This window comes from Clostridiales bacterium, from assembly GCA_017569285.1.
Classification (GTDB): Bacteria; Bacillota; Clostridia; order Christensenellales; family Aristaeellaceae; genus Aristaeella.
On record CP069419.1, the window covers coordinates 1,785,451 to 1,796,967 of the forward strand.

The following is an 11,517-nucleotide window of genomic DNA, read 5'->3' on the forward strand; positions in this document are numbered from 1 at the left end:
GCCAGGCGGAGGTGAGACAGTTGAAATATGAATTTATCAAAAAACCGCTTCACGGCTTGATTCCGATTGATGCAACGGATCTGGACAACCTGGAGAAAAGGTATAATTTCAGGTTTCCACAGGTATTGCGGGATTATTATCTGCTGCTGAATGGGTGCGATATCCAGACCTGCCGCATGAAACGGGATGACCAGACGATCCTGGTTACGGAAATTATTCCTGTGAATAAGGGATCGCTTGACCTGGAAGACCAGATTCAACTTGCAGAGGAGGATCAATACCTCTCTGCGGGACTGATTCCGTTTGCATCAAATCCTGTATGCGGAATATTCTATTTCCATAAAGATTCCCAGATCATTTGCTGTTCATTTTATGACGCGATTGATGAGTTCCAGTACATCTGCACAGGAATGGATATATTCCTGGAAGCAATGAATCGTTCCTGCGGGGAGCAGGATGATGATACATTATTTGATATTGCAACAATTGATAAGGAGAGATGAAACATGAAACAGGCAAAGTTTTTACCCCTGGGAAGTATCGTACTGCTGGATGGCGGCGTTCAGAAGGTCATGATCATCGGCCGCGGCCTGAATGTCAAACGCGGTGAGGAGACGTACTTCTTTGATTACTCTGCAGTACTGTTTCCCCAGGGCCTGACCGGGGACCAGGTAATTTATTTTAACGGAGATGGAGTATCCAAGGTAGTGTCCTACGGTTATATGGATGAGGAAAGCGACATTGTGGATGACAATCTGGAGAAATATATTGCCGAGAACCCGGGACTGAAACGGATTTCCCCGGAAGAGTGGAAAGCACTGGGAGAATGAGCGGGCAGTCGGTGCCCTTCTCCGGGAAAAGGAATGAATTCGGTTGACAAAACAGGGACGCCATGATATTTTATGAAAAAAGGCGTTGAATACTAATTCGGAATTGGCCTCGGTATAGTGAGGTTAATGATAAACAAATATTGGGAGGTAAGAACAATGGCAAGTATCAAACTGAGCCCGGATGCACTTCGTGATTATGCTGCGAAGATCAAGGCGAACGGAAATGAAGCGTCTGACCTGGCAAACCGGATCAAGAGCAACATTACCGCTGTGACCGACCAGTGGGAAGGCGAAGCGAAGAACAAGTACCTGTCTGCCTGGGCAGAACATGAACCCACCCTGACGAAGAGCATTCCTGAGCTGATGGCCACCCTGGCTGCCAACCTGGAGACGATCGCCCGGAACTTCGAAGAGGCAGACCGGACCTGATTTTCCTGACATCGAAGGAAAAATGTCGGGAAACAGTTCAATTATATTGATGGCCGGAGATGATTCTCCGGCCATTAATTATTCTGTTTCCGGGGCTCAATTGTCAGGTAGTGTCTTCTTAACAACTCCAGCAGACACTGCTTTTTCTGCAGGTGTTTTTTCATTTGCTGCATAGCGACTGTCTAAGTATAACTAATGATTGCATAGACTTACGACAGAGGGTTCCGGACGGCTGGTAAAAGCTGTCCGTTGGCAAGCCTGCCCACAACATTGACATTTGAAATGAAAAATGATAAATTCATAATGATAAGCAGATCGTGAGCCATTGATTCTGCATTGGTTTCTGTCAAAAGTGAAAAAAATCCTGAAAAGGAAAGAATTAGCAGGCATTCAATTTCTGGTCATTGGTTATTCTGTCATATGAAGCAGCAGCTGCCACTGTTCCGGGATGGCTTTTCAGATACAACCCGGATGATGCAGGATTGCTTCTCTTCAGATGCCGGAACAATATCCTGTATCTGAGAAGAAATTAAACGATGAAAGGCGCTTGTGTTTATAGCTGATTCACATGGGTTTGCTGCTTCGGATGTTTAAAAGCATCTGGATTCAGAATACCTGGTATTTTGAATGGATATGGTACCACGGAATTGAGTACTGATATCGCGATTTGAAAACAGATAGGGGATGAATACATATGGCGTCATATGAAGGATGGTCTCGTGATGCCCTTGAGAACTTAATGAGCGGTGTTTTGAGGAAGCAGAACAATGCCGGAGGTAAAAGAGACCGACTGCAGAAGGCCTACAATTCCCTGAAAAGCCCGAAAAGCACCATCAAGGATTACCGGAGCCTGGATGAAGGGGAAAAACTGGTTGAAAAGCACGGAGTATGGAAGGGCGACCTGAAAAAGAAATTCAACAAGGATATGGGCCAGATTACCGAACGGGTGAAAAAGACGTATAACCGGATGGATGAATACCATGATGACATCCAGGACGAGATCAATCGGGCGCAGAGGGAATCTAACCAGTATATTCCGATTCTGACAGATATAAAAACAGCGCTTACAAAACTGACTAACTGAATAAGGGGGAGTCAGCAGATGGCTGGCAATGTGCATTCAATCATTGCAGTACATAACGGGGCTTTGAATGGAATAATCATTGCCCTGAAACGTATTGAACTGGATGGAAAACTGGATAACATCAAACAAAAAAGCGAGTTCCTCGGTGGATCGCTTATAGGCTATGTGGCCAATGCTGCTGTCAGCGGCGCGGTATTTCATGCGCTTGGCGGATCCAGTCTGAATGCGGGAACGAATTTGGCCACCGGAGTGCTGGAAAGCGCAAGATCAGCGCTTGGTGTTTTGCCGACCGTTACCGGATATGCGGAGAGGATGGAAAGGCTTACGAAGCTGATGGGAGTCTTTGGCACAACGGTGCAGCGGGATATCGCAAGAATCCGGACGGTTGCCGAAGGGCTTGAAAACGCGGATAAAACCTAAGTGTGCATGAACGACCGACATTTCGATTGGAAATGGCAGGGTGTGGGAATATGAGTGAGTATCGGGTCGATATGACATCTCTCAGGGATCAAAACACGAAATATTATTCGTCCAGCGGAAAAATGCAGGAGGACGGCGCGGAATTCATGAGTGCGGTAGGCGCACTTTGGAGCAGTAAGTGCTTTGAGGGAAAAGCGGCTACGAAAATCCATGACTATATGGATGCCACCTATCAGAATTCAATCGATCTGATCGGACAGACCATGCAGCTGATTGCCTCGAATTTTACAGCCTATGTCGGGAAATACACTGCCATGGATGAAGATTATGGCGCAATCATCCATACCATGGTACTGAAGGATATTGCCGGTGAACTGAAAGATAAATTAAAGAAGGATTTCGAGAATTCAAACGGAACGTTTGTTACAACCAGTACCAACTTGCTTAATTCCGGCGATATGAGGGACAGTTACGATTCCGGAAAGGGATCGGAACTGGTGACAAAAACAGAAGAACTGATTAAGCAGGTTGAGAAATGGGAACAGGATATCCGAACCATTGAAGAAGTTGATTACAAAAACGAATTCTCGGAAATTGACGCTTGCCTTGACAAGCTGGAAAGTATGCTGCAGTTCCAGCTGGACGGGGATCCGGAGAAGTTCAACAAAGCCGGATACCAGGCAAAACTGAACGATGCGGGGAGCGCGTTCCTGGCCCTGGCGGATAAAACCCAGCAGAAAGAAAAGCAGATAGAAACAGCGCTGGAAACGCTGCAAAAGCAGGAAGAAACCAAACAGGCTGATATACAGCGGGAAAAGGAAGAACGGCAAAAGAAAGCTGCATTCTGGGGCTTTGTAACCGACGTGGTCTGCACCGTGGTTACCGTAGCGGCTACGGCAACACTTGGTCCGGTCGGCACCGTGGTAACCGGCGCGATTACCGGAGCGGTCAAGAGTGCGATTCATGAAGGCCTGGATCAGTGGGCGGAAACCGGCGCGAGTTTTGGCAAGCTGGACTGGGGCAAGATTGCGCTTAAGGGTGCGATCGGAGGTGCAGCCGGTGCGGCGACTTCCTTCATTGGGGTAAAGGCAGACGGCGCATTAAGGGGACTGGCTGGATCCGCACTGAAACAGGCCGGGAAGAAGCTGGCGATCAATACGATCAAAGGGGTTGCAGAGACAGGTGTATCCCATCTGGAAACTGGCCTGAATACACTGGTGGATTCCAGGTATGCCGGCAAGAGCTGGAAGGATTCATTCAAGGATGCCGGAAAGGCTGCTGTTTCGGACCTGGGGAAAGACCTGGTCACATCGGTCGGATCCAACATGCTGGATTTCGGAACCGGCCGGATGAAGGATGGATTCCTCAAATCAACGATAAAAGTTGGTGGAAACGCAGTGGTCGGAGCAACGGCATACAGTTTAGAATGTGCTGTGAATCCCGACAAAAAGTGGGATAAGATGGAAATGTGGGGTGCAGCCGCAGAAAGCGGATTCAGCTCGCTGACCAACGAATTGGGTGATGCTCTTGGAAACAAGACAGGATACAAGCAATGGATCAAGAGCAGTGACGGGAACAAGGCGGGCCAGTATATTTCCACGGCACTGACCGGCGGGTTTACGAATGTCATCTCTTCCAGCGGCAGCAAGCTGTTCGGCACATTTGTCAGCGAAGGTGTGGACGGAGTCAAGGAAAAGCTTTCGGACGATGATTTCTACTATTCAATGGGAAAGGATTTTGTCAAGGGCGGAAGCAAGAACGTTGCCGGAAAATACAAGGCCGACCATACGGGCGGCAAGACAAAAACGGTAAAAACAGAGACGCGCACAGATGAAAAAACCGGTGAAAAGTATGAAGTGAAAACAGAACGGATTTATTATGACAAAGACAGGACATATAAATACGTTGAAAAGGAAACTGAGACCAGAACCGTGACCGGAGAAGGCAGAGCGCAGACGAAGGAAGGAAAGATCACATACCGGGAGAACGGCGAAGTTGTCGGCGAAGGAGAAGTAAGATCTTCTGTAGACGCGAAGACGAAGAAAGAAACGGTTGAATATGAGCGGTCCAGCTATGACTATGGCAAGGGCGATGCAGCCGCCGGTCACACATATACCAAAACTGTTACGGATGAGAACGGGAATGTAACGAAAAAGGAATATTCAACCAACAGTACCCGCGGGAAGTATTCAACAAAGGAAGAAAATATCACAAAGAACGAAGACGGGTCCTCGGTCAAGGAAACGCATAAGACATCCAAAGAATACGATGAGAAGGACCCGAGCTTCGGGAAACATACGACAACGGACGAAAAAACCACAACGTATAAAGATGAGCGCCGGGTTAAGGAGACTGAGAAGAGAACCCGGGAAGAAGATCAGACAATTACCGGAAGAGGCCGCGTGAAGACAGAATACTCAGAGTCAACCACGGAACGGGATGCCGGGAAGGTTCGGGAAAAAACAACCTATGGCAAGGAAACCGAAACGGTTCAGAAAACAAGAAGCAGCAACCCGAACAGCGGATGGGAAACTACGAAGGAATCTCATAAGACAGGCCGGACAGAATATCAGTGATCATAAAAAGCGGAATGGATTCAATTGAAGCGAACCTCAATAATCATAAAGGAGTGACTTGTTATGGCACGGATCAATTATCTTCCCCTGGGCAGCGTGGTATTACTGAATGGCGGTTCTCAGAAACTGATTATCATCGGTCGGGCGCTCAGCGTTACGCGCGGCGGAAAAGAATTCTATTTTGATTATGGCGGAGTGCTTCATCCGCAGGGCCTGATCAATAATGAGATGGCGTACTTCAACCATGATGACATTCATACGGTATACTTCACCGGGTACAACGATGAGGGAACACGGGACCTGACAGAGGTCATCAATGACTATGTGGAGAGTCATCCGGACCTGAATCGCTGTACAATCGAAGAGTGGGAAGAGGCCGGAGCAGCAGAAGAATAACCGGAGGCAGAAAAACCGCGGGAAACCACGGTTTTTTTGTTTGCAGTTATAATATTGAAGGATGCAAAATCAAGCTCGGTCTGACGGAAAACACCGAAAAATGGACTGGCTTGTCGAGGACGAATAATACCGGGTGGAAATACAGCCGGAATCATGGGAAAAAGCCGCCTGAACATTGACATTCAACGGGAAAGATGGTAGAGTTTTAACGATTAAGAAGATTGCGGGTTGAGGTGCTTTCTTTTTTATTCAGCCCGTGCCAAACCTGAAAAATAAAATAATACCTGAAGAGGGGAAAACCATGGCAAACATTCATTTCTGCCCATTGGGCAGCATTGTGATACTGAATGACAGCGACCGTAAATTTGTGGTGATGGCCCGTGGGCTCAATGTCCGTCGTCACAATAAGGTTTTCTTCTTTGATTATGGCGGCGTTCCGTATCCGGAAGGTCTGACCGGCGACCAGATGATGTATTTCAATCATAACGGGATCAAAAAAATCGTATTCCGCGGATATGAAGACAAAGATGATAAGACCATACAGGATGCCCTGAACCGTTTCCTGGCGGAGCATCCGAATATTGAACGTGCCGACGCTCAAAACTGGTGAATAACCTGCGAACGGAGGATATAAGTGAATGTTCTGGAAAAAAGAAGAAGCCCCTTATGAACCGATTGTCCAGGTTCAGAAGAAGTTTGTTCCCGCGCTGTATATCTGCGGGATGAACACGCCGGAATGTACGCAGCTGCTGATTGACAAAGAGACATTCACGATCGGAAGCGGCCGGGACAATGACGGCGTGCTGGAATTCCCGGGGCTTGGACTGAGCCGGCAGCACTGCCGGATTGAATGCGGAGATGACGGGTATACGCTGACAGACCTGAAATCAACCAACGGCACCTATGTGAACGGGAAACGACTGCTTCCGGGGGTCGAGACTTCCATCAAAAGCGGTGACCAGATCCGGCTGGGTATGTCGGTATTCACCGTGGAGGAAATCATTCAGGAGGATATCTGACATGAATACGTCCATCGTTGTATTGCATCTGCCGGACGGGAGCATACGGGATGTGGAGATCCCGATGGATATCAGTGCTGAACAGCTGATCAACGCGCTTCATCAGGGCCTTGGGCTGACGGGAAGAAAACCGGCAGCCCTGCGGGCGGAAAACCCAATCGCGTATCTGAGCGGAAACACCAAGGTAGCAGATTACGGAATTCATAACGGAACCGCACTGTACTATTAAAGGAGCAGCCTGGAAATGAAACAGATACGATGGACGATCGCAACGCCTGATACAGAGACATCATTTACGCTGCCGCAGCCCTGCCGTCTGTTTACAATCGGCAGGGACCGGACGGATATTGCCGTTTACAGCAAAGCCGGTGTAAAGCTGACCTGTATGGTATCCGAAGAGCAGGTTGTACTCCGGGGTGAGGGCGAAACCCGGATTCAGAACGGGGACGGGGAAGCCCAGACGCTGACGGTTTTCGATGATACAACGGTGACTGTGACTCACCGGGATGCCGGCACAGTGTTTACGCTGACTGTGACATTTGCGGAAGAAGATCAGCCGGTGTATGACAGGCGGATTGAACTGCTGGACGGAACGCATTCATTTGGCAGCGACCTGGACGCAACGGTGACTGTACCGACAATCGGGCAGGGCCAGACGGCGTTTTTCCTGATTCATGAAAACGATCATACATTCATTCAGCCCGGAGATGTTCCGCTTGGCGTATATGTCAACGAGAGCCGGGTAATGGAAGGCCAGCAGGTTGAGCTGAATCCGTATGATTTTATCTTTACGGCAGGAAGTACGTTTGTGTATACCGGGAACCGGATGCTGATGACCACGAATGACATCCAGGTGAATGCCCTGAACTACCGGGACCGGACGGATTCCATCAGCCACCTGGAATATCCGCATATGATCCGGACCAGCCGGTATCACTATGTGATTCCGTCCGAAGAAATTGAAGTGCTGGATCCGCCGAAGCTGCAGGACAAGGGAAAACAGAATATCCTGATGACGCTGATGCCGCTGATTGCCATGGTGGCCCTGGTGCTGGTGATGAACCGGACCGGCGGCGGCGCGGGGTCCATGCTGATGAGCGTTGGCATGATGGGTGTCGGTGCGATTACAAGTGTTTATACAATTCTGCGGGACAAGAAAGAATACCGGGAAAAGGCCGCGAAGCGCCTGACGGACTATTCCGAATACCTGCAGGAGCGGGAAACATATATCCAGGCCTGCCGGGAAGATGAACGGGAAGTGATGAAGAATATCTACATCAGCCCGGAACAGGAACTGCAGAATGTACGGGAATTTTCCCCGGAGCTGTTTGACCGTACAGCTGCGGATGAAGATTTCCTGCATATCCGGCTGGGATACGGCCGGCTGCTCAGCAGGCGCCAGGTCAAACGGACGCCGCATAAGGAACTGAGCGAACAGGATCAAATGATCCATGAGCCGGAACGGCTGCAGGAAAAATACCGCTATAATGATAACCTGCCGGGTGTGATCGATGCAACGAAAGCGAACGCGATCGGCGTCCTGGGAGACATGACCAGCCTTCGCGAGACCATGAATATCGCGACGCTGGACCTGGTTACCCGGCACCTGCCGGAGGATGTGGAGCTCTACCTGCTTTGCGACCGGGATTTTGATGACCAGCTGAATGCCTACCGGATGCTGCCCCATGTCTGGAACGGCCAGATGAACCGACGGAATATCGCCAATGACATGGAAAGCCGCAACCTGATGCTGGAGGAGCTTTACAAGCGCCTTGCGGATCGGGAGGCTTCAGAAGGAGCGGCGGGATCCTGGATCGTGATTTATGTGCATTCCGACAGTGAAGTGATGCAGCACCCGCTGATGAAGTTTATTCCCCGGGCGGCGGAGCTTCACGTGGTGTTTGTTTTCTGGTCCGAACAGCGGGAAGACCAGCCGATTGGCTGTACGGTAATGGTCCGCTTGTTCAATAACCAGATGGGCGGGGTTATTGTCGACATGTATGACAAGAATCCGGACCAGCCGTTCCAGTACCAGGCAGTGCCGGATGAGGTGCTGGAAGAAGTCGGGCGGCATCTGTCGCCGGTATATGTCAGTGAGATCAGCCTGGCCAGCCAGCTGACCGATAAATATACCCTGTATGATACGCTGAAGATCAGCGAACCGAAAGCAGAACAGGTGCTGGAGAACTGGAAGGCGCATTCTCCCCAGAAATCGCTTTCGGTACCAATCGGCATTGCCAGCAACAATGCCCTGCAGTACCTGGACCTGCATGAAAAAGCCCATGGACCGCACGGACTTGTGGCAGGTACAACCGGTTCGGGTAAGAGCGAGGTCATCATCAGCTACCTGATGTCCCTGTGCTGGCATTTCTCTCCGGAAGATGTGAATATTGTGGTGATTGACTTTAAGGGCGGCGGTATGGGCAACCAGCTGGAAGGCCTGCCGCACCTGACGAGCGTGATTACCAACCTGGGAGCGGGTGAATTACTGCGTTCCCTGGCGTCCATCAAAGCGGAACTGATTGTACGCCAACAGATGCTGGCAGACGCCAAGGTCGGCAATATCAGCGATTACACCCGGGAGTATAAGGCCGGACGGCTGGAAAAGCCGCTGCCGCATCTGCTGCTGGTGGTGGATGAGTTTGCTGAACTGAAGGCGCAGCAGCCGGAGTTCATGGATGAGCTGATTTCTGCGGCCCGTATCGGCCGAAGCCTGGGGGTGCACCTGATTCTTTCCACCCAGAAGCCCCATGGTGTTGTGAACGACCAGATCCTGAGCAATATGGACTTCCGGATGTGCCTGCGTGTGCAGACCCGGGAGGACTCCAACGAAATGCTGGAATCCCCGCTGGCGGCGGAAATCCGGGAGCCGGGCCGCGCTTACATTAAAGTGAACCGGGCGGAGATGTTCCAGCTGTTCCAGTCTGGCTACAGCGGCGGTTCCATCGCGACGACCGGGGACAAGCAGAATGCGTTCCAGGTGAACGAAGTATCGCTGACCGGCCGCCGGAAGATCCTGTTCCGGTATGCTCCGCCGAAGAAGAGCGAGGACGAAAAGGCGAAAATCATTACCCAGTTCATGACGGTGCGGGAAGCGATTATCGACGCGTACAAGCAGTCCGGGATTGCGGAACCCCGGAAGCTTTGCCTGCCTCCGCTTCCGAGCGAAAAGGAATGGGAGCCCGCTGAAACGGAATCCAGGTACCAGGTGCCCATTGGCCTGGTGGATATTCCGTCTGTCCAGATCCAGGTCCCCCTGACGGTTGACCTGACGGGCAAAAACCTGATGATTGTCGGCGGAAGCCAGATGGGTAAGACGACCATGCTGCAGACGATCATCCGGGCTGCGGCTGAAAACATGACTTCCAAAGAGGTCGGCTTCTATGTGATGGACTTCAACTCCGGTGTCTTCAAAACCATGGAGAAGCTGAGTGTGATCGGCGGTGTGGTGACACTGGATGATGAAGAACGGATGAAGAACCTGATCAAGATGCTCCGCACGGAGATCGCGGTCCGGAAGGAAAAACTGCTTGAGGCCAGCGTGCTGACATTCCCGGCGTATCTGGAAACAGGTGCGGATGACATGTCGGCAATGGTGCTGATGATCGACAACTTTGTCGTCTTCAAGGAAGTATATGATGAAAAATATGGCGGAGAACTCCTGCAGATTCTCCGGGACGGTCCGGCAGTCGGACTGTCGGTGATTGTGACAACCGCCCAGGCAAGCGCGCTGGGATATAAACGGATCTGCTACTTTGATAACCGGATTGCTTTCCATTGCTCGGATACATCTGAATACAGCTCCGCACTGGAAGGATGCCGGCGGACACTGCCGGAAATCCCCGGCCGTGTTTTGCTGCGCATGAACAAGGAACTGGTGGAGGCGCAGGTGTACCAGCCGTTTGCCGGCGAGAATGATCAGGAGAGATCCGCCGACAGCAAGCGGTTTATCAGTGAACACTCCGCGGGAGAACGGACCCAGATGATTCCGGAGATTCCGACTGTGCTGACTCCGGATGTGGTGACGGGAATGTTCGGAAGCAAGTACGGCGGCCAGAGCATTCCTTATGCGCTGAGCTACAGCGAAGTCGAGCCCATGTGGCTGGATATGACAGCTGATTTTGAAATCTCCCTGATCGGCACACCCAAGGTGGGCAATGGCGACAAGACGATGCTGCGCTTCCTGATGGAATATGCCGTCAAGTATCCGGATGCGATCAATATCCGGGTGGTGGACGGATATGAGAAGGCGTTGCGGCAGTACAGTGAAGCGGACAATATTACGTATTCACTGGAAGCCGCGGACGCTCCGGTGTTCGTGGGTGAAGTTGCGGAGATTGCCCGCGACCGGTTTGACCAGGTGGATGACAACGGAATGGGTATCCTGGATGACATGCCGGCGGAGGTTGTGGTTCTGAATTCAATGGAAGCAATCACCGCTGTTTCCGAGGATAAGGAAGCGATGCGCCAGTTTGAGCGGATGAGCCAGAGATACCGGCGGATGAGGATCTTCTTCGTATTTGCCGGAATTGACAATAAGGCGGTTTCCTACAGCGGACCGGAGCTGCTGAAGCATATCCGTGATACACGCCAGGCAATTATCTTTGAAAATGCAGGTCAGATCAAATTCTTTGATATCGGGCTGATGGAAATCCGCGCCAATGCGGAAAAACTCGGCCGGGATGATGCGTTCTTCGTATCTGAGGAAAAACTGCAGCGTATCCGCCTGGTTTCACCGGGGTCACAGGAATAACAGGAGGGAA

11 protein-coding genes are annotated in these 11,517 nt (G+C 50.8%); all 11 read left to right on the forward strand.

Translation table 11 applies throughout. The features are described 5' to 3' along the window. Positions 1 to 20: 20 nt before the first annotated feature. The 11 genes from JNO48_07605 (at position 21) to essC (ending at position 11,507) form a co-directional block, all read left to right on the forward strand. A complete protein-coding gene (locus JNO48_07605) occupies positions 21 to 503 on the forward strand; it encodes an SMI1/KNR4 family protein (protein QTE67086.1) in 483 nt (160 codons plus the stop codon). A 3-nt stretch (positions 504 to 506) separates the two neighbouring features. Continuing rightward, the gene (locus JNO48_07610; protein QTE67087.1) at positions 507 to 830 is read left to right on the forward strand and encodes a DUF4176 domain-containing protein; all 324 of its coding nucleotides are present in this window, start codon (positions 507 to 509) and stop codon (positions 828 to 830) included. A gap of 156 nt (positions 831 to 986) precedes the next feature. Beyond that, on the forward strand, positions 987 to 1,259 hold the full coding sequence (locus tag JNO48_07615; GenBank protein QTE67088.1) for a WXG100 family type VII secretion target: 273 nt from the start codon (positions 987 to 989) through the stop codon (positions 1,257 to 1,259). 751 nt (positions 1,260 to 2,010) lie between these two features. Continuing rightward, a complete protein-coding gene (locus JNO48_07620; GenBank protein ID QTE67089.1) occupies positions 2,011 to 2,343 on the forward strand; it encodes a DUF5082 family protein in 333 nt (110 codons plus the stop codon). Positions 2,344 to 2,361: 18 nt separating this feature from the next. Further along, a complete protein-coding gene (locus tag JNO48_07625) occupies positions 2,362 to 2,763 on the forward strand; it encodes a hypothetical protein (GenBank protein QTE67090.1) in 402 nt (133 codons plus the stop codon). Between the two features lie 146 nt (positions 2,764 to 2,909). Next, positions 2,910 to 5,339 carry a hypothetical protein gene (locus tag JNO48_07630; protein QTE67091.1) on the forward strand — a complete coding sequence of 810 codons (2,430 nt, stop codon included), beginning with the start codon at positions 2,910 to 2,912 and terminating at the stop codon, positions 5,337 to 5,339. A gap of 63 nt (positions 5,340 to 5,402) precedes the next feature. Next, positions 5,403 to 5,735, forward strand: a complete 333-nt coding sequence (locus JNO48_07635) for a DUF4176 domain-containing protein (protein QTE67092.1) — start codon at positions 5,403 to 5,405, stop codon at positions 5,733 to 5,735. 301 nt (positions 5,736 to 6,036) lie between these two features. Then, on the forward strand, positions 6,037 to 6,345 hold the full coding sequence (locus JNO48_07640; protein QTE67093.1) for a DUF4176 domain-containing protein: 309 nt from the start codon (positions 6,037 to 6,039) through the stop codon (positions 6,343 to 6,345). Positions 6,346 to 6,373: 28 nt separating this feature from the next. Further along, the gene (locus tag JNO48_07645) at positions 6,374 to 6,754 is read left to right on the forward strand and encodes an FHA domain-containing protein (protein QTE67094.1); all 381 of its coding nucleotides are present in this window, start codon (positions 6,374 to 6,376) and stop codon (positions 6,752 to 6,754) included. A gap of 1 nt (position 6,755) precedes the next feature. Then, on the forward strand, positions 6,756 to 6,983 hold the full coding sequence (locus JNO48_07650) for a hypothetical protein (GenBank protein ID QTE67095.1): 228 nt from the start codon (positions 6,756 to 6,758) through the stop codon (positions 6,981 to 6,983). A 15-nt stretch (positions 6,984 to 6,998) separates the two neighbouring features. After that, positions 6,999 to 11,507, forward strand: coding sequence for a type VII secretion protein EssC (essC, locus tag JNO48_07655; protein QTE67096.1), 4,509 nt, complete (start codon positions 6,999 to 7,001; stop codon positions 11,505 to 11,507). The last annotated feature ends 10 nt before the right edge of the window (positions 11,508 to 11,517 follow it).